General features: G+C 38.4%; 14 protein-coding genes. 13 read left to right on the top strand and 1 reads right to left on the bottom strand.

The genetic code is table 11. The annotated features are described in order from the left end of the window. Positions 1 to 29: 29 nt before the first annotated feature. On the bottom strand, positions 30 to 1442 hold the full coding sequence (locus tag RI844_RS01740) for an aminotransferase-like domain-containing protein (protein WP_348396757.1): 1413 nt from the start codon (positions 1440 to 1442) through the stop codon (positions 30 to 32). A gap of 122 nt (positions 1443 to 1564) precedes the next feature. On the opposite strand from RI844_RS01740, the gene ccoG reads away from it, so the two are divergent. The 13 genes from ccoG to RI844_RS01805 all read left to right on the top strand — a co-directional run bounded on the left by ccoG (position 1565) and on the right by RI844_RS01805 (position 19921). After that, positions 1565 to 2932, top strand: coding sequence for a cytochrome c oxidase accessory protein CcoG (gene ccoG / locus RI844_RS01745; protein ID WP_348396758.1), 1368 nt, complete (start codon positions 1565 to 1567; stop codon positions 2930 to 2932). Positions 2933 to 3259: 327 nt separating this feature from the next. Continuing rightward, positions 3260 to 3883: a DUF2057 domain-containing protein gene (locus tag RI844_RS01750; protein ID WP_348396759.1), complete on the top strand. Its 624-nt coding sequence runs from the start codon at positions 3260 to 3262 to the stop codon at positions 3881 to 3883. Between the two features lie 3 nt (positions 3884 to 3886). Next, positions 3887 to 4597 (top strand): SIMPL domain-containing protein, encoded by a 711-nt coding sequence (locus RI844_RS01755; RefSeq protein WP_348396760.1) that lies wholly within the window; start codon positions 3887 to 3889, stop codon positions 4595 to 4597. 104 nt (positions 4598 to 4701) lie between these two features. Beyond that, positions 4702 to 5163: a GAF domain-containing protein gene (locus tag RI844_RS01760; protein WP_348398301.1), complete on the top strand. Its 462-nt coding sequence runs from the start codon at positions 4702 to 4704 to the stop codon at positions 5161 to 5163. Between the two features lie 21 nt (positions 5164 to 5184). Then, on the top strand, positions 5185 to 5472 hold the full coding sequence (locus RI844_RS01765) for a hypothetical protein (RefSeq protein ID WP_348396761.1): 288 nt from the start codon (positions 5185 to 5187) through the stop codon (positions 5470 to 5472). 16 nt (positions 5473 to 5488) lie between these two features. Next, positions 5489 to 6127, top strand: a complete 639-nt coding sequence (gene proQ / locus RI844_RS01770) for an RNA chaperone ProQ (protein ID WP_348398302.1) — start codon at positions 5489 to 5491, stop codon at positions 6125 to 6127. A gap of 16 nt (positions 6128 to 6143) precedes the next feature. Further along, entirely contained in the window at positions 6144 to 8219 is a 2076-nt protein-coding gene (gene prc / locus RI844_RS01775) for a carboxy terminal-processing peptidase (RefSeq protein WP_348396762.1), read from the top strand. Between the two features lie 273 nt (positions 8220 to 8492). Then, positions 8493 to 9950 (top strand): Na+/H+ antiporter NhaC, encoded by a 1458-nt coding sequence (gene nhaC / locus RI844_RS01780; RefSeq protein WP_405054447.1) that lies wholly within the window; start codon positions 8493 to 8495, stop codon positions 9948 to 9950. Positions 9951 to 10058: 108 nt separating this feature from the next. Beyond that, complete coding sequence (gene pepN, locus RI844_RS01785) at positions 10059 to 12629, top strand: aminopeptidase N (RefSeq protein WP_348396764.1); 2571 nt, start codon at positions 10059 to 10061, stop codon at positions 12627 to 12629. 429 nt (positions 12630 to 13058) lie between these two features. Further along, entirely contained in the window at positions 13059 to 15086 is a 2028-nt protein-coding gene (locus RI844_RS01790; protein WP_348396765.1) for a DUF1302 domain-containing protein, read from the top strand. Positions 15087 to 15097: 11 nt separating this feature from the next. Further along, positions 15098 to 16462, top strand: coding sequence for a DUF1329 domain-containing protein (locus RI844_RS01795; protein ID WP_348396766.1), 1365 nt, complete (start codon positions 15098 to 15100; stop codon positions 16460 to 16462). 98 nt (positions 16463 to 16560) lie between these two features. Beyond that, on the top strand, positions 16561 to 17568 hold the full coding sequence (locus tag RI844_RS01800; protein WP_348396767.1) for a WD40/YVTN/BNR-like repeat-containing protein: 1008 nt from the start codon (positions 16561 to 16563) through the stop codon (positions 17566 to 17568). Positions 17569 to 17581: 13 nt separating this feature from the next. Next, on the top strand, positions 17582 to 19921 hold the full coding sequence (locus tag RI844_RS01805) for an efflux RND transporter permease subunit (RefSeq protein ID WP_348396768.1): 2340 nt from the start codon (positions 17582 to 17584) through the stop codon (positions 19919 to 19921). Positions 19922 to 20071: the final 150 nt, after the last annotated feature.

The raw sequence follows: 20071 nt of genomic DNA on the forward strand, positions 1-20071 counted from the left end.
CGCACCATGGATGGGGAAAACGGAGTGCATCAAAGTACTGATTTAATTAACTTGGTAGTAACTTGTTTTAATGCATTTAAACGTTGTCCAGTAAATGGGTGATTGAAGCTGATTCGTATGCTGTTTTTAAAATGTCCTGCGCTGGAAAACAATTGCCCTGGTGTTAAGATAATATTTTCTTTGAGTGCTTTTGAATACAACTTAGTGGTATCAACATGTTGTTCAAACTCAACCCAAAGCGCCAAACCACCGTTGGGAAGGGTATATTTTATTGAGACTGGACCATATTGCAATAAAGCACTGAGTAGTTGATTTCGATGTAGTAAAAGACTGTTTTTGAAACTGTTTATATGACGTTTAAAGTGGCCATTCACCATAAAGTCTGCAACGGCCTGTTGCTGCAATTGTCCGCTAGCCAATTGACTGGTCAATTTTAAGCGAATTATTTTGTCATGCCATCGACCACCACTTACCCAGCCAATTCGTAAATCTCTTGAAAGACACTTTGAAAAAGAACTGCATAAAATAACACGCTGCTCGGTATCAAATGATTTAACTGGTGGCAGGTTGCTATCAAAACCAAGCTCACCATATATATCATCTTCAATAACCGCTAAATTATGCATGTTGGCTATATTTATCAGACGCTGACGATTATTTATTGGCATTAATGCACCTGTTGGTGTAGAAAATGAAGGCGTTACAACCACCGCAACGATATCCCATTTTTCAGCGGCTTGTGCAAGCGCATTTAATTCTATGCCGGTATCACCTGATACCGGGATTTCAACTATATTCAATTGCAGTTGTTCTAACAATTGAATGATCCCATAGTACCCTGGGCTCTCTACAGCCACGGTATCTCCTGGCTTACAAACTGAAAATAGAGACAAAAATAAGCTGTGCTGACAACCCGAAGTGATGCAAAGGTCGCTTTCATTAATGAGAAAACCTCGATTACGGTAGCGTTCACGTATTTGTTTTCTCAAATTTAACAGCCCAATAGGGGAGTCATAATAGGAAGCTTTGATAAAAGGGCTGTTTTTGGTCGCTTTGTTAATGTCTTTTTGTAGTTGCAATAAGTACTTTGATTGATATTGTTCATTGGCACTAGGCAATATGTCAAACGCTGCGCTGCGCTGCATAATGTCGTAAAAAATTTGTGGAATGGTTACTTCTACCGGTTGTATCTCTACATTTAACGGTACAGGTGCATCATTTTTTAAACCTTTAAACTTAACAAAAAAGCCCTGTCTTATTCGCGCTTCTATGTAGTCATTTCTTTCAAGATCTGCAAGCGCTTTTATTACCGTATTCTTAGACACATTATGGGTATTAGCCATTGTCCTTATTGACGGTAACTTTTCACCAAAACACAACTGGCCAGTATTTACCTGTGAAATGATCTTATTAGCAAGCGCTTGATACTTATTAACTGTCATAAAACCTCTTTCGTTAACTTAAATGCTCTGTACCCATTGTATATCAATTGTCTGTACCTGTACCCAGAAAGTGTGAGGTTTTAAAATTACATAATTATTTTTCCTGCCTTCGGAGCCGTATAATGGGCATTCGCAAAACAATTGACAAAAATCAGCTCATATTTCAAACAAAACATATTGACGAAAAAATCTATGTTAAAGAGCAAAAAGGCTTCTATCAAAAAATTAGACGAAGCTTAAGCGTGTTTTTAATGTTGGCGTTTATAGGTATCCCGTTTATTCATTACCAAGGAGAACAAGCTGTGCTGTTTGATGTGGCTGCCCAGCATTTAAAAGTGTTTAACTATTATTTTTATCCACAAGATCTGCTTATTTTTACCTTCATTTTTATTATTGCAGCATTCGCCTTGTTTTATGTTTCGAGCAAGTATGGGCGTATATGGTGCGGTTTTATCTGTCCGCAAACGGTTTGGACCTTATTGTTTTTATGGGTAGAGCACCGTATTGAAGGTAATCGTCAGCAACGCATCAAACTTGATAAACAAAAATTGAGCGGTGAAAAAGTTTTAAAAAAAGTCGCTAAGCATATTTCTTGGCAGGCTATTTCAGTGCTTACAGGAGTTGTATTTATGTCATACTTTGTCCCGGCAACCGATATATATACCGAGCTTTTTACTCTTAACGTCTCACCGCTTATTAGCGCTTGGGTAATGTTTTTTGCGTTATGTACTTATGTAAATGCGAGTTGGATACGCGAGAAAATGTGCCAACATATGTGCCCTTACGCGCGTTTTCAGTCAGTGATGTTCAATGAAACCACTAAGGTTGTTACTTATGACGAAATGCGTGGTGAGCAGCGAGGTCCGCGCAAGCTTAATCAACCAAAACCGGATCATTTAGGGGATTGCGTCGACTGTAATTTATGCGTTGTTGTTTGTCCGGTAGGAATAGATATCCGCGATGGCTTACAATATGATTGCATTAGTTGCGGTCTGTGTATCGATGCTTGTGATGAAACGATGAAAAAGTTCTCCTATGCTAAAGGGTTAATTGGTTATAAAGGCGAAGCGGCATCTCGGTCTAAAAGCAAAGCTGATTATGGCTATATTGCATTAATCTTGATAAGTGTTACCTTTTTATTATTGTGGATCACTAATCGCAGTCAATTTGAAGTGTCGGTATTAAAAGATCGAAATGCCTTATACCGCATTAACAATGTTGGTGGTGTTGAAAACTCTTATCAAATTAAAATACTAAATAAAACCAATAAACCGACGGAATTTGAACTCGACAACATTGGGTTAGATAACTTTACCATTGATATGAGCAAAATCGTCATGGCACATGCGCAAACCTCATCTACGTTTACGGTAACCTTAATAGCGCCTGAAAATTATCAACAAAAGTTTAAACAGTTCGAATTTGTATTAAAAGATAAAACTGGAGAACATAAACCCGTTAAAATAAATTCTACTTTTCATTATCTATAAAAAAATAGTATTTATTTATTTACCATTACTTAAATCGTTACTTTATAAAGACATCAATAATTTTAATTTATTGATGTCTTTATATTTTATAGAAGAAAAAATATATTATACTGAGATCAGAAATGACGTTTTATACCAATCTGCATAAGTATATAGTCACCCAAGGGGCGATGCTTAAAGAGTTTTATGCTGCGTTAAACATTTTTTCAGTGGAATAACCACAGTACAAAATGAAAGCCTTGCCTAAAACTCTTTGAGTATCGCTGAGTGACTCATTTCTTATGCAAAATGGTATTATAGAATTTGTTCGATATATAAAAGATACCTATGACTTTAAAAACCATTAAACACTGCATTACATCCATAGTAATTTTCACTGTCGGCTTCATTAGTCAAGTAATGGCAACCGAATTAATCATTCCAGACACTTTTGTGGTTGAGCGATTAAATGGCGAAGAGTTCTCTGCCAATTTTTTTGCAAGTGAAACAAAACTAGCATTGCTACCTGGACAAAATGTGCTAGTGCTAAAGTACTCAGAGTTATTCGATGATGATACAGAAGATCATCATATAACGGTAAAGTCTAAACCGTTCATTTTATTATTTTCGGTAGGTAAGGAAGAAAAACTTAAGTTTAGTTACCCTAAACAAACAGATGGCGAAGGTGCAAAGCATTTTGCTAAATCTCCAAAAGTAAGCTTGATTAAACCTAATGGCAGCGCTGTACCGGTAATCTCTCAGTCGCTAACTACTTATAACGACACGGTTATGAAAGAGACTCTGAGTCGCCGCCAAGCCATTGTTAAGCAAAGTTTAAGTGAAGATGATAAAGGCCAGTTTACTCAAACAGGCCCGCAAAGTTTACCCATGCTGAAATATTGGTGGCAACAAGCCAGTGAGAAAGAGCAAAAAGAGTTTTTAACTTTTATTAAAGACAGTAAGAGGCAGTAAAAAATGATCAAACGTAACGCTATCGCATTCATGGTTGTACTTTTTGCTATTATCGGTCAAACAGTTAATGCCCAAGAAATTACCCCTCCAGGTGTAGAGGTAATAGGTAAAGGTGCGGTACTTATCGACCCAGATATTTTCACTTTTTCCATCACTTTAGCCGATCGTGCTATGACCGCGGAACAGGCAAAAACAGTCGTTGATGAAAAAACTCAAGAGTTACTCGACTTAGCAAAAACAATCGGAGTTGCTCAACATGCGATAGAAACTACACAAATGAGTATTCGTCCCATTTTTGATAACCATTCCCAAAGCACTCAAGACCTGTATCAACCATCACTTATTGAAGTGTCGAGACAAGTTACGTTTATTTTGACTAATTTTAAGCATTACGATCCTATTTTAGATCAAGCCATTCGGCTTGGCGTAAAACATATCTCGCCATTGCAATATCAAACCAGTAAAGCTGATGAGTATTATCGTCAAGCACTTAATGTTGCGATTAAAGATGCAAAAGCCAAAGCACAACAGATTGCCAGTAAATTAAATATGAAGCTTGGCGTAGTAACTCATATGAGTGAATTTCCACATGGTGCACCACGAGTATTAATGGCAGATTCCAGTGAAGGCGCAAAATCTATTTCATTTAGATCTAACCCTGGAAAAAGGGAAATTAGTGCGCAAGTAACGCTAATTTATTCAATAATTCATTAATATGTATTTTTATCGATATTTTTTCTAAAAAACAATCAGTAATGCTTTAAATAATAGTGCTTACAAGGTATGTTAAGCGCTTTTGTAAAATGGTTTTTATAAAAGTGGATAAAACTGATTTTTATCAAAGCATGTTAGGCCAGGTTGAAGCGATAATTAGCGACGAAAATGATATGATTGCCAATATGGCAAATATCAGTGCCATACTGTTTAATGCGTTTGATGATGTGAACTGGGCTGGTTTTTATCGCCTGAATAAGAATGAATTGGTTTTAGGGCCGTTTCAGGGGCAAGTTGCTTGCATACGAATCCCTGTCGGGCGCGGTGTTTGCGGTACCGCGGTAAGTGAACAACGTATTCAGTTAGTTGCTGATGTACATCAATTTGAAGGTCATATCGCCTGTGATGCTGCGAGTAACTCTGAAGTAGTTATTCCAATATATCATCAAGGAAACGTTATCGCTGTGCTAGATATCGACAGTGTTACCAAGGGGTATTTTGATCAAGAAGATGCACAAGGATTGCAAGCCATAGTTCATGCTTTTGAAAAGCAATTGGCTTTATAGAATAAAAGTGATTTATACAGAATGAAAGAATTTGTCGTAATACATGATTTTTTAGTGTCTGATGCCGTAGTTGGCGATTGGGACGGTGAAGAAGAGTGTGTTGCAGAAAAAGTAAATGAATTTTATCACACCATTTATCAAATGGCTGAAGATGACATCGACCCAGAAGAATTAACTAATTTACTTAATTTAGTCTGGGATGCGTGGATAGGTGAAGAAAGCCTACCAGAATTAGAATATGACGATATTTATGATTGGTGCAGGCATCTGCTTGAAAACCGTGAACAATATCTTGAACAACAAAATTAATTAATTGAAGTAAAATATTATGGAAACAAAACGTATTACCAGCAAAGAAATCATCGCCCACTTAGTGGAGAAATTCCCGGCATGTTTCTCTATCGAAGGCAAAGTAAAACCTTTAAAAATTGGTATTTTTCAAGAGTTGGCAACTGAACTTGAAAGTGACGAAAAAGTAAGTAAAACACAATTGCGTCAAGCGCTTAGGCACTATACATCGAGCTGGCGTTACCTTAAGTCGATTAAAGCTGGTAATCATCGTGTAAACCTTGTTGGTGAAGACGCTGAGCTTATCGATCAAGAACAAGCAGACTTTGCTGCTAAAACTCTTAAAGAGAGCCAAGACAAATTTGCTAACAAAAAAACACAAGACAAAAAAGAAAATACGTCTTATAAAGGAACTAAAGCAGGTGATAAAGGCTCTACAGTAGCAAGTAAACCAAAACCTAGAGTTGGCAAAGCTAAAAAAATGCCAGCTAAACCAAAAGTTAAATTAACTCAAGCTGAAGCAAATTCATTAACCGCAGGTATGAATGTAATGGTTCAGGTTGGGAATTCACCATTAGATGCTACTATTACAGAAGTAGCCGGTAAAGATGTAAGTGTACAGTTAACCTCAGGTATGGTGGTTAAAACACAAGCGGACAAAATCTTTACCAAATAAACACCGGAGTTGTTATATGCAGAATATTTGTCGATTAGCCCTTGCCGTTTCTCTATCTTTTTCATCATTAATGGTAGTTGCTGAGCAAGCGAAAGTTGTAGAACCAGCTAAAGTTGTTGAACCTGTTCAAATTGCGGAGCAAGATCTGCCGCAGTTAATACAGGAAATGCAGCACAAAAAAGCGAGTCAGCGAATATCTGCAACATTTTCAAGACAACACTATAAAAAGTTTATGATGGATGATGCACTGTCATCTCTAATTTACGATTTTTATTTGAAGCAGCTTGATTACTCTCGCCAAGTATTTTTGGAATCTGACATTGCCAGTTTTGAAAAATACCGTAAAAGCTTTGATGATATGGTTGCTACTGGCAAACTAGCCCCAGCTTACGATATCTATAACTTAAATGTTAAACGTCGTTTTCAGCGCTACCAGTATGCGTTAAGTTTATTAGAAACAGAGTTCGATTTTTCTCAAAAAGAGCAGTATGTTTTTGATAGAGAAGATGCTCCATATGCTACAACAGAAGCTGAACTTGATGAATTATGGCGTCAACGCGTTAAATCAGATGCGTTAAATTTAAAATTAGCAGGTAAAGACTGGGCTGAAATTAAAAAAGTACTGAGCAAACGTTATAACTACGCGTTAAAACGCCTAAGCCAAGGTGAAAGTGAAGACGTTTTTCAAATTGTAATGAATGCCTTCTCTCGCACTGTTGAGCCGCATACTTCTTACTTATCTCCTCGTAACGCCGAACGTTTCCAAATGGAAATGAACCTATCACTTGAAGGTATTGGTGCGGTACTTCGTGCCGAAGATGACTTTACTGTCATTCAAAGTGTTGTTACTGGTGGCCCGGCAGATAAATCTAAAAAAATTAAGCCGAAAGATAAAATTGTTGGCGTAGCTCAAGGTGATAAAGAATTTGTTGATGTTGTGGGCTGGCGTCTAGACGACGTAGTCGACTTAATTAAAGGGCCCAAAGGCACTACCGTCCGTCTACAAGTGGAAAAAGGCGAAGATGATCCAACAATCGAAGTTATTTCAATTGTTCGTGACACCATCAAATTAGAAGATCGCGCCGCTAAGTCTGAAGTGTATAGTGAAAAACAAGCTGAAGGTGAAGACGTAGCAAATGCGAAAAAATTAGGGGTAATCACCATTCCTAGTTTTTATAACAAATTGTCTCGCGATGTTGCGAAAGAAATTGCCAAATTAAAAGAAGATGACGTCCAAGGTATTATTGTTGATTTACGCGGTAACGGTGGTGGTTCACTAGTTGAAGCTACGTTACTAACCGGTTTATTTATCGATAAAGGCCCTGTAGTCCAAGTGCGAGATGGTGCCAACCGAGTTGAAATTAATAAAGATACCGACGGTTTAAGCTATTACGATGGACCATTAACAGTAATGGTAGACAGATACAGCGCATCAGCGTCTGAAATATTTGCTGCAGCATTACAAGATTATGGCCGCGCTATAATAATTGGTGAAAATACCTTTGGTAAAGGTACTGTGCAGCAGCACCGGGGTTTAGGACGAGTGTATGACTTATATGAAAACCCTTTGGGCAGTATTCAGTTCACTATAGCTAAATTCTACCGTATTAACGGTGGCAGCACTCAGCATAAAGGCGTAACACCTGATATTTTATATCCATCAGCCATTGAGCCTAGTGAGTGGGGCGAAAGCCGCGAAGAACGTGCATTAGAGTGGGATAAAATTAATAAAGCGTCATATCGCACTATTAACGACTTCAGCCAAGATATTGCTTATTTAGATTCATTGCACAAAGAACGGATAAAATCTAACGATGAGTTTAAGTATTTAAATGAAGATATTAGCTATTACCGTGCTAATAAAGATAAAAAATCGGCTTCATTAAATTTTGATGAACGCAAAGCTGAACGTGAAGAAAACAAACTTAAACGCTTAACGAGAGCAAATATGCGTTTAACCGCTATGGCTAAAGAACCCGTAGAATCAGTTGATGATATCCCTGACGAGCTTGCTGACTTAGACCCGTTTTTAGATGAAACAGCACACATCACTTTCGACTTGGTTGAAGTGGGAAAAATTGCTAAGAAGTAATTTTTGATCGTAAAACCGGGTTAAAAACCGAGGCCAGAGTTAAATTATTAAAAATAATTTTACTCTGGCCTCGGTTTTTTTATGCATGAATATTGATCTAATTTGTACGTCAATGCATATCTATTCGTAATTACTGCATGAAGTCATTTATACTCTAGTTCAAATAGAAACAGCTAATGAATATCTTAAAAGTAATTGCATACATTTAAGAAAAACCATAATAAGATTATTCGCAAATTATAAGTAAAACATTGAAGTAGGTTTACCGAAAACATGTCAAATAAAGAAACAATGAGATCCCCCAGTTTAATGGATGCATTATTGCCATTAATAATGATGATAATAATGCTTACTGCCGCAGTGATGTATTTTAGTGATAACTCTTCCTATGGGCCTAACCAAATAGCATTATTATTAGCAACAGGTGTTGCCATTATTATCGGCTTAAAAAATGGCCATAATTGGGTAAGCATTGAAAAAGCAATCATTAATGGGATTTCCATTTCATTAGGCGCTGTGCTTATTCTGTTAGCGGTAGGCTCACTAATTGGTACTTGGTTATTATCGGGAACGGTACCCACGTTAATATATTACGGTTTAAACATATTAAACCCACAATGGTTTTATATGGCGGCGTGTTTGATTTGTGGCTTAGTCGCAATGTCTATAGGCAGTTCATGGACCACAGCGGCCACTATTGGTGTGGCGTTACTTGCTGTTGCAAATGGTCTTGGTTTGGATCCAGCGATTACTGCAGGTGCAATTATTTCAGGCGCTTATTTTGGTGATAAAATTTCGCCATTATCAGAGACTACCAATTTAGCCCCAGCGGTTGTTGGCACTGAACTGTTTAAGCATATTCGTTATATGCTTTGGACCACATTACCTTCAATTTCTACTGCATTAGTACTATTTTTATTTTTAGGGTTTAATGAAGAAGTTCAAGATTCTGCTACAAGTGCACTAATGCTAAATGATTTAATGGACAAGCATTTTAATATCAATGTATTCAACCTAATACCATTAGTCATATTGCTTGTGTTAGCGATAAAGAAGGTACCAGCATTTTTAGCTGTATCCATTGGTGCCATAACCGGTGCGGTTTGGGCTGTTTTATTCCAACAAGACTTTATTATGAGTTTAGCCGGGGAAGGTGTTGACTCAGTAACTGCAAATATCAAAGTGGTTTGGACTGCGTTCTTCGATGGTGTAAGCGTAAACACCGGCAATGCAAACTTAGACAGCTTATTAAGCCGTGGAGGTATGTCTGGCATGTTAAATACTGTTTGGTTGATCATTTGTGCGTTAACCTTCGGCGCGGTTTTAGAACATTTAGGTATGTTACGTAAATTAATGGATGCAATTTTAAAAGGTGTACATACAACAGGCGGCCTAATAACAAGTACAGTTTCAACTTGTATTGGCACAAACATTGTTACTGCCGATCAATATATGGCCATTGTTATGCCGGGTCGCATGTATAAAGAAGAATATGAACGTAGAGGTTTAGATCCTGTGGTTCTAAGTCGTACATTAGAAGATTCAGGCACCCTAACTTCGCCGCTTATCCCATGGAACACTTGTGGTGCTTATATGTACGGTGTGTTGGCTGTTAATCCACTTGATTATATATTCTACTGTTTCTTTAACCTAATAAACCCTGTGCTAGCAGTGATCTACGGGTATCTAGGCTTTAAGATTAAGAAACTTGGCAACGCTGTTACAGCTTAATAAATAGGGTCAGTTTAAATATTAAAGGGCTTGGTTAAATAACATTTAACCAAGCCCTTTTTTTTTGTACACTACAAACAATAACATAAATGCCTATATGAGAGTCACATGACCGAATTTTCCCCTAGATATTTGAAAGATTATCAAGCGCCTGATTATAAAATTAGTAACGTAAACTTAACCATTCAATTAGATGATACCAAGACCATAGTTACTAATGTCATGGATGTGACTAAAGCAAGTGAGCATCAACGAGCATTAGTCCTTGATGGTGAGCATATGCAGTTAAAGTCGGTGATGGTTAACGATACCAAGCTCGATCGGTCTCAATATCAACTGAGTGACAGCACATTATCTATTGCCAATTTACCTGAGCAGTTTATATTAACCATAACGACTGAAATAAATCCTGTTGCCAATACTGCGTTGGAAGGTTTGTATAAATCTGCCGATGTGTATTGCACCCAATGCGAGGCCGAAGGTTTTAGGCGTATTACCTACTTTTTAGACCGTCCTGATGTTATGGCGATATACACCACCAAAATCATTGCCGATAAAACCAGTTTCCCATTTTTGCTGGCTAATGGTAATAAGATCGAGCAAGGTGAATTAGCCAACAACTTACATTTTGTCACCTGGCATGACCCATTTCCAAAGCCTTGTTATTTATTTGCCTTGGTTGCCGGTGATTTTGAATTATTAACAGATACTTTTACCACAAAATCGGGTAGGGAAGTTAACCTCGAATTATTTGTTGATAAGGGTAACTTAAGCCGTAGTGAGCATGCCATGGCCTCTCTTAAAAAGTCTATGTTGTGGGATGAGCAGCAGTTTAATCTGGAGTACGACCTAGATATCTACATGATAGTCGCAGTAGATTTTTTCAACATGGGGGCGATGGAGAATAAAGGCTTAAACGTGTTTAATTCTAAATTTGTTTTAGCCGATGACTTATCGGCAACGGACGATGACTTTTTTAATGTTGAAGCCGTTATTGCCCATGAGTATTTTCATAACTGGACGGGTAATAGGGTGACGTGTCGAGATTGGTTTCAACTGAGTTTAAAAGAAGGCTTAACCGTATTTCGAGATCAACAATTCAGCGCCGATATGCATTCAAGTGCAGTAACCCGAATTAAAAATGTAAAAATAGTTCGAGCCCAACAATTTGCCGAAGACGCTGGCCCTATGGCGCACCCAATTCGTCCAGAAAAAGTAATGGAAATGAATAATTTTTACACCCTTACAGTATACGAGAAGGGCTCAGAGGTTATTCGTATGATGCATACCATTTTAGGAGACGATGCATTTAAAGCGGGAATTGAGCTATATTTTGAACGTCATGACGGACAAGCGGTAACCTGTGATGACTTTGTTGCCGCGATGAGTGATGCCAGTAATACCTGCCTTAGTCAGTTTAAGTATTGGTATAGTCAATCAGGTACACCAGTGTTAATCGTTAGTGATGATTATCATGAAGAAACCAACACTTATCAGTTAACCATTGAGCAAAGCCATCCACAAACGCACGATAAGCAAGAAAAACAAAACCTGCATATCCCGGTAAACTTTGAATTAATCAGCAATGATGAAAACGATAATCAGCAGGGACTATTGCATTGTAAACAGCAAAAGCAAACGTGGACCTTTGAAAATGTTAGCTCAAAACCTGTACCTGCGTTACTAGGAAACTTCTCTGCGCCAGTAAAATTAAATTACCACTATGACGATCAAGCCTTAAATACATTAATGGTAAACGCTGCTGATGAATTTAATCGTTGGGATGCCGGGCAAAAGTTATTTGCCGGTTATATTAAACAACTGATAAATAACCCTGAGCTGGAATTGCCTTTGCAAGTAGCAAGCGCATTAGAACAGGTATTACTAAGCAATGCCGACAATGCATTTAAAGCTGAGCAATTAGTATTGCCTAGTTTTGATGAAATGGCCGCGGCCATCGATGAAGTAAACTCTGGCGCTTTAGTTCGCGCTATTAGCATATTAAAACGCTTTATTGCCCAGCAGTTGCAGTCGCACTTTTTACACACCTACCAATCGTTATGTACAAGTGAGTTTGCTAAAGATGGACAAGCGATTGGTAACAGAGCGTTGAAAAATGTTTGTCTAGATTATTTAGCATTATTAGATAGCGCCAATGAACTTGCTCTAAACCAGTTTAAGCAAGCCAATAACATGACCGATCAATTAGCCGCGATAAAAGTAGCCGCAGTGAACGACTTAAGGTGTTTTGAAGATGTTATGGTTGAATTTGCCAGACAATGGCAGGGTAATACCTTGGTAATGGATAAATGGTTCACCATAAATGCCCTGCACAATAACGAAAATGTTGTACAACGTATAATTGGATTATTAGAGCATCCAGAATTTAGTATTGATAACCCGAATAGGGCGAGGGCACTTATTGGTGCATTTGCTTTTTACAACAGTAAATACTTTCACCATCAAGATGGCAGCGGTTATGAATTTCTGTTTGCGCAGCTGGTAAAATTAAATACCATAAATCCGCAAGTCGCTTCTCGATTAATTACACCACTGATCCAATTTAAGTCGTTCGATAAAACTCAGCAAAAACTGATGAAAGCAGAGCTCGAAAAATTAAGTCGACTTGACAATTTATCACGAGATCTCATTGAAAAATTAGATGCGGCTTTACAATAATCATCAATAATAGGGTAGAGCATAAAATTATTTTAAATTTTTTTATGCTCTAATTTTTATTTTTATTACCAAACGAAATTTACCTTATCAAACATAACATCATTGTTCTGCACTGCCTCATCTAGAATAGATTATTTGCTCTAATAACTGGTTGGACCATTGCTACTTCTAGCCTGTAGCAAAATTGATATTTTCTCTTTAATTGAAAGCCATTCACTAATACCTGTCATATTCAAACATCCGTTTTAAAATGTTGTTGTTCAAAATGTTGGATATCTGTACAAGCCATTAGTTTCACTAAGGTTTACAACTGTTATTGGCTATTGCCAACATGTAAAAATAGTGTAATTATTATTTCTGCAATTATAAATTAAGAAAAATAACGCACATAAAACTATAAAGTTTTTCTAAATTCTTGGGGAAAAAGCAATGCCAAGTTCTACTTTTAATTTTGGTAAAAATCGTATCGCAAAAAGTGTTGCCGCTAGCTTAATGCTATTAGCTACATCACAAGCACAAGCCGTTCAATTCGACCTAGGTGACTTTAAGGTCAGTTTCGATTCCACGTTTTCTTACGGTGAAGCACATCGTATCGAAGATAGAAATTGGGATGACTCGATAGGTAAGCCAAATAACTTAAATAACAATATAGATTGGATAAATAATCCGCCTTCAAATTTTGATGTTTGGCAAAATGCCGCGGGTAGTTATTCTACTAACGGTGATTTAGGAAATTTAAATTACGACTCAGGTGAAGCATTCTCAAGAATGTTTAAAGGTAACCATGAGCTAGACATTAACTATGCCAATGATGTTGGAGAGTTTGGTGTATTTGTTCGCGGTATGTACTTCTACGATTTTGAAATGATGGATAGTGACCGGCCTTATACTAACCCTTTAACAGGAAAGTCAACCAGCCCTTGTGATGATGAAGACGCTAAAGATGAGATTTGTCGTGACGTACGCTTATTAGATGCCTTCGTTTATGCCGATTTTTATGTCGGCGATACACCTGTAAGTATTCGTGTTGGTGACCAAGTAATTGGCTGGGGTGAATCAACGCTGATTGCGCATGGTATCAGTGAAATAAATCCAGTAGATATTGCTCGCTTAAAAGCACCTGGTGCTGAATTAAAAGAAGCGTTTATTCCTTTTGGCGCCGTTTGGGCATCAGTTGGCGTAACCGAAAACTTTAATATTGAAGCGTTTTATCAATATCGCTGGGAAAAATCTGTTTTACCTGCACCAGGTAGTTACTTTTCAACGAATGATTTCGCCGGCTCAGGTGGTCATTTAAATAATATCCAACTTGGTTTTGGTAGTTTAGCGGATCGCAACCTTGAACAAGTGATTGCTGATCTTAATGATGTTGGTGCACTGGCACTAACTGATCCCGCTGCAGCTGGCGGTTTATATGCAAGCTATTTAACATCTTACGCATTTAAAGGGCCAGGCAGTAAAGGTGAAGTTGAACCGGATGACGGTGGTCAATACGGTCTGAAGTTTTCTTATTTCTTTCCTGAGCTAAATGATACAGAACTGGCACTTTACTATATCAATTACCATTCAAGACGCCCTACATTCTCTGGGATTTCAGCGAATATAGCTGGCGCTCCTGAAGATATTGCGAATCTTGCGATGGGTGTTGCAACAGGTGAACCTGTTACCGAAGATAATTACACAGATTTGAATTTATTTGGTAAAGCATTTTTAAGTTATAAAGAAGACATCAAACTTTACGGTTTAAGTTTTAATACCGCAGTAGGCTTAACCTCTGTTGCTGGTGAAGTAACATACCGTCAAGATGAGCCCCTGCAAATTGATGATGTTGAATTATTGTTTGCTGCGGTACCTGATCAGGCCGGTGCCGGTCTGTCACAAATTACCGCGTTAAATGGTGGTGTGCCATTACCTGCTGGTGAGGTTGTGAAGGGATATGTTGAGCTGGATACAGCACAATACCAAGTGACTTTAACGCATTTATTTGGCCCAAGCCTAGGTGCAAGTCAATTCACCGGTTTATTTGAGATTGGTGGCATCAATATATTTGATATGCCTGATCATGATGAACTAAGACTTAATGGTCCAGGTACAGACCGCTCTGGCTCTACAAATCCATTGATGCCTTTTGTTCAGGGAGGGACAGAATCGAATCCATTCCCGGATGATTTTGCCTGGGGTTATAAAGTGTTGGCAAAACTTGATTATAACGATGTGTTCTGGAGTATGAACGTATCGCCAAGAGTTGTGTTCTCACACGATGTTAGTGGTATTACGCCAGATCCATTGTTCCTTTTTGTTGAAGAAAGAAAATCAGTCTCAGTGGGGGTAACATTTGATTATCAAAGTAAGTTGTCATTTGACATAAATTACAACTCGTTTTATGACGGTGTAGGTACAACTAATACCACAGAAGATCGTGATTTCGTCTCATTTAACATTAAATATTCAATCTAAGGTTAGAATCAATGAAAAATATAACAGCAATTTCATTAGCTATTTCATTAGCACTAACTTCAGCAGCAAGTTTTGCCAAAGTTAGTCCTGAAGACGCCGCTAAACTCGGTAAAGAATTAACTCCTATGGGTGCTGAAATGGCGGCCAATAGCGATGGTTCAATTCCTGCGTGGACCGGTGGTATCACTAGTGCTCCGGCTGGATACAAATCTGGTGATCATCATCCTGATCCTTACCCAGAAGACAAAGTTCAATACACTGTAGATAGTAAAAACTTTCAGCAATACAAAAACTTATTAAGTTTAGGTCAACAAAAATTATTTGAAACTTATCCAGATACGTTCAAGATGAATGTTTACCAAACACGTCGCAGTGCGTCATACCCACAACATGTTTATGATGAAACAAAAAACAATGCCTCACGCGCTGAGTTAATTCGTGATGGTAATGGTATTAGTAAAGCGGCGGTTGGTGTTCCTTTTCCAATCCCTGCTAATGGCTTAGAAGCTATCTGGAATCACAGCCTACGCTATCGCGGCGAGAGTATTACTCGTCAAGGTGGTCAAGCCGCGCCTACTGCGTCTGGTAGTTTTACCTATATTGGCTTTGATGAGGCGTTAATACTGCCCTATAACGTTAAAGGTGCTAATTACGCAGAGCTTGAAGCGACAAATATTTTGTTTAAATTTAAGCAAAAAGTATCGCAACCAGCACGTTTGGCCGGTACGGCACTATTGGTTCATGAAACAATGGATCAAATTAAAACTCCACGCCAAGCTTGGACTTATAATACTGGTCAACGCCGTGTTCGTCGTGCACCTAACGTAGCATACGATGCACCAGGTACAGCGTCAGATGGCTTACGTACTACTGATGATTTTGATATGTTCAACGGCGCTCCAGATCGATACACCTGGGAATTAAAAGGCAAGCAAGAACTGTTGATCCCTTACAACGACTACCGTTTACATAGTGATAAAGTAAAATATGATGACATTTTACAAGCAGGGCATATTAACCCTGATTTAGTTCGCTACGAGAAACATCGTGTTTGGGTAGTTGAAGCGTCATTAAAAGATGGTACCAGTCATGTGTATAAAAAACGTACGTTTTACATTGATGAAGACAGCTGGCAAGTATCTGTGGCCGACATGTACGATAACCGCGATGAATTATACCGCGTAGCTATTGCTCATGGCCTTAACTATTACGAGTTACCGGCACAATGGTCTACACTTGAGGTATATCATGATCTGCAGTCACGCCGTTATATTGCTATTGGTTTAGATAACGAACATAACATGTATGACTTTGCGCCTAAGCATAAAGAAAGAGATTTTACCTCTTCAGCTTTACGCCGAGAAGGTCGCAGATAGGTCAATCTGTTCCTTAAAAAACGGTTGGCTCTGCCAACCGTTTTTAGTTTTAGACTAGGTTCTATTAACGTTATTTTAACTATTGAGTTTTGAAATTTATGATCCGTATATCTAAATTGATGCTGCTTTATTGCATTTTCTCCTTTTCCGTTTTAGCCAGTAATAATCCTGTTCCCGCTGAAATCTTACCATTAGCATCTAAATCCTTAATGCTGGATATCGCTAAAATCAGTGACTCATCGTTAATCGCCGTAGGTGATAAAGGTCACATCTTAATCTCAAACGATGGTATCGACTGGCAACAACAACCGGTACCTGTAAATTCGTCATTAAACCGAGTTTCTTTTATAAATGAACAACAAGGCTGGGCTGTAGGTCACGATTCTGTCATCTTGACAACTAGCGACGGTGGCTCAAATTGGGCTATACAAAATTACCAACCAGAAAAAGAGCGGCCATTGTTCGATATTATGTTCTTTGATGACAAACATGGTATTGCGGTTGGCGCCTATGGTGTTTTTTATCGCACTAAAGATGCAGGTAAAACCTGGGTTGAAGAATTTCATTTAGAATTAGTCAATGTAGACGATCAAGAGTACTTACTTGAACTGAAAGTCGAAGATGAAGAATTCTATCTGGAAGAAATTGCCAGTATCTTGCCACATTTTAATCGCTTGTTGTCGGTTGGTAATGAGCTATATCTGGCTGGCGAAATCGGAATGTTGGCAAAAAGCTTGGATCAAGGACAAACCTGGCAACTACTTGATGAAATTTACATGGGGTCATTTTTCGATATCGCCCAAGTAAGTGAATCGAAACTGCTTGTGGTTGGTTTGCGCGGCAATATGTTTACTAGCAAAGATGGTGGCGCTCAGTGGCAACATCAAAGTACAAATACAACCGCGCTATTAAACGATATTGTTGTGACCGAACAAGGGCATGTATATGTATTAGCAAATGCAGGCGTCATTCTAAGTAGTGCGAATGGCACTGATTTCACCTTAAGCACTCAACCTGACGGTAAAGCCTTAATTGGCGGCGTTTGGTTTAATAATAAACTTATAGTCGCCAGCGAAGTCGGCGTTAAAGTATTGGCTGTTCAATAAGTAGGAGCCAATCATGGCAATTATAAAATTTCTAAATCATCTTGAACGTAATATATTTCGGTTCAGGTTTACCGTATTAGGTATATTCCTGTTTATTACCGGCTACTTGTTAGCACAAGCAACAAACATCAAACTTGATGCGTCTTTTGAGAAAAATGTGCCGTTACAGCACAGTTACATGCAAACGTATTTAAAGCATCAAACTGACTTTGGTGGGGCTAATAATGTATTGATTTCTGTTTGTAATACAACTGGTGATATTTTCAATGCGGAGTTTTTTACCACACTTAAAGGTGTGCACGACCAGCTGTTTTTCATCCCCGGCGTTAACCGTATTCTGGTAAATTCATTGTATGCACCGTCAACCCGTTTTGTTGAAGTGGTTGAAGATGGTTTTGCCGGTGGTCCTGTTATTCCAGCTGATTTTCAACCCGATGAAGCAGGTTTGGCTATTGTAAAAGGCAATATTGAAAAAGCGGGCATTGTTGGCAGTATGGTGTCTGACGATTACACCTGTTCTATGGTGAAATCATCGTTAATGGAAATTGACCCTCAAACTGGCAAAAAACTCGATACGTTAAAGTTAGCCAAACAACTCGAAGATGAGCTGCGTGGTGAATTTGAAAAAGATAATATCAGCATTCACATTATCGGTTTTTCAAAAATGGTTGGCGATATTGCCGACGGTGCGAAAGGCGTAGTCACGTTCTTTGCCATTGCTATTGCAATAACCGCAGTCATGGTTTATCTATTTTGTAACTCTATTACTCTAACGTTACTGCCGATCCTTTGTTCATTAATTGCTGTTATCTGGCAAATGGGCATGTTGACAGAGTTAGGCTTTGGTTTAGATCCTATGTCTATTCTCGTGCCGTTTCTGGTGTTTGCTATTGGCGTTAGCCATGGCGTACAAATGATCAATGCAATCTCAAAAGAAGTGGCTAAAGGTAATAATGCCAGACAAGCGGCCCAATTAAGCTTTCGACGATTATTAGTGCCAGGCGGTATTGCCTTACTTTCAGATACTGTTGGCTTTTTAACATTACTGGCAATCGATATTGGTATCATTCGTGAGTTAGCCATTACTGCATCGTTAGGTGTTGGTCTGATCATTTTTACCAACTTATTATTATTACCAATTTTAGTATCTTTTGTGCGCTTCAATGAAGAAGAGCAAAAACATATTGTTGATAATGCCGATCATAAACTGATGAATCGATTGTTATGGCGTAAAGCCGCTATAGTAACCGCCAAAAAACCAGCGGGGATCATCCTGACGTTGACCGCGGTATTGTTTATTTGGGGCTTTAATCAAAGTAACGAGCTTAAAATTGGTGAATTACATGCCGGAGCTCCAGCCTTACATGAGGACTCTCGTTATAACCAAGATACGTTCTTAATTACCGACAAATACGCCATCAGTGTTGATTATATGTCGGTTGTGGTGGAAACCTTTGCCGAGTCTTGTGTCGAGCATGAAGTATTAAATACTATTGATACGATGCAATGGCGTTTAGAAAATGTGCCCGGTGTACAATCTAGCGTTTCTTTAGCCAGCGTCGCTAAAATCGTTAATACCGGTTATAACGAAGGTAATAAGCGTTGGCAGGTACTCTCGCGTAATCAACAAAGCTTGGTTCAGTCTATTGCCCGCATTCCGCAAACCAGTGGTTTGTTAAACACAAATTGTAGTGCGATGCCTATTATTTTGTTTATGGAAGATCATAAAGCCGAAACAATTGAGCGCATTGTAAGTGCCGTTAAGAAAAATGCTGAACAGTTAAATACAGATACGATTAAGTTTAAACTTGCATCAGGTCCAGTAGGGGTTATGGCAGCTACAAATGAGGCTGTGGCTGCTGCGCAAATTCCAATGATGTTTTACGTATATGGCGCTGTTACCTTGTTATGTTTAATAAGTTTTCGCTCTGTACGGGCAACCATTGTGGTGATTGCGCCGCTTTATGTTGTATCGACCTTAGCACAAGCATTAATGACATACCTTGATATTGGCTTAACCGTATCAACGTTGCCGGTAATTGCCTTAGGGGTTGGTATCGGTGTTGATTATGGTATTTATATTTTATCCACTATGAGTGCTCGCTTAAGACAAGGCGAAACAATGGCCGAGGCTTATTTATCGGCTCTTAAAGAACGAGGTAGTGCGGTGTTAATCACCGGGGTAACTTTGGCTATTGGTGTTTCAACTTGGTTCTTCTCTGATCTGAAGTTCCAAGTGGATATGGGAATATTGTTAACCTTTATGTTTTTGGTTAATATGCTCGCGGCAATTATTATTTTGCCGGCGTTATCGACGTTCTTGTGGTCAGACAAAAAAACAGTTAAGAAATGATCTGAACGATAAAATCATTTACTCGCAGTAAATTTAGATGACAATAAAAATATTTTTAATGACTTAATAAATTATTTTTATTCGCGCAATATTCACAAAGTTGCATAATTAATCACTAAAATGGCCGAAAGGCCATTTTCTATTTATACC

It is taken from the genome of Thalassotalea fonticola, from assembly GCF_032911225.1.
GTDB classification, from domain to species: Bacteria; Pseudomonadota; Gammaproteobacteria; order Enterobacterales; family Alteromonadaceae; genus Thalassotalea_A; species Thalassotalea_A fonticola.

What these genes read in the sequence shown, in the direction of transcription:
- RI844_RS01740 (WP_348396757.1), bottom strand. Translation starts at nt 1,442, where the DNA reads ATGACAGTTAATAAGTATCAAGCGCTTGCTAATAAGATCATTTCACAG.
- ccoG (WP_348396758.1), top strand. Translation starts at nt 1,565, where the DNA reads ATGGGCATTCGCAAAACAATTGACAAAAATCAGCTCATATTTCAAACA.
- RI844_RS01750 (WP_348396759.1), top strand. Translation starts at nt 3,260, where the DNA reads ATGACTTTAAAAACCATTAAACACTGCATTACATCCATAGTAATTTTC.
- RI844_RS01755 (WP_348396760.1), top strand. Translation starts at nt 3,887, where the DNA reads ATGATCAAACGTAACGCTATCGCATTCATGGTTGTACTTTTTGCTATT.
- RI844_RS01765 (WP_348396761.1), top strand. Translation starts at nt 5,185, where the DNA reads ATGAAAGAATTTGTCGTAATACATGATTTTTTAGTGTCTGATGCCGTA.
- prc (WP_348396762.1), top strand. Translation starts at nt 6,144, where the DNA reads ATGCAGAATATTTGTCGATTAGCCCTTGCCGTTTCTCTATCTTTTTCA.
- nhaC (WP_405054447.1), top strand. Translation starts at nt 8,493, where the DNA reads ATGTCAAATAAAGAAACAATGAGATCCCCCAGTTTAATGGATGCATTA.
- pepN (WP_348396764.1), top strand. Translation starts at nt 10,059, where the DNA reads ATGACCGAATTTTCCCCTAGATATTTGAAAGATTATCAAGCGCCTGAT.
- RI844_RS01790 (WP_348396765.1), top strand. Translation starts at nt 13,059, where the DNA reads ATGCCAAGTTCTACTTTTAATTTTGGTAAAAATCGTATCGCAAAAAGT.
- RI844_RS01795 (WP_348396766.1), top strand. Translation starts at nt 15,098, where the DNA reads ATGAAAAATATAACAGCAATTTCATTAGCTATTTCATTAGCACTAACT.
- RI844_RS01800 (WP_348396767.1), top strand. Translation starts at nt 16,561, where the DNA reads ATGATCCGTATATCTAAATTGATGCTGCTTTATTGCATTTTCTCCTTT.
- RI844_RS01805 (WP_348396768.1), top strand. Translation starts at nt 17,582, where the DNA reads ATGGCAATTATAAAATTTCTAAATCATCTTGAACGTAATATATTTCGG.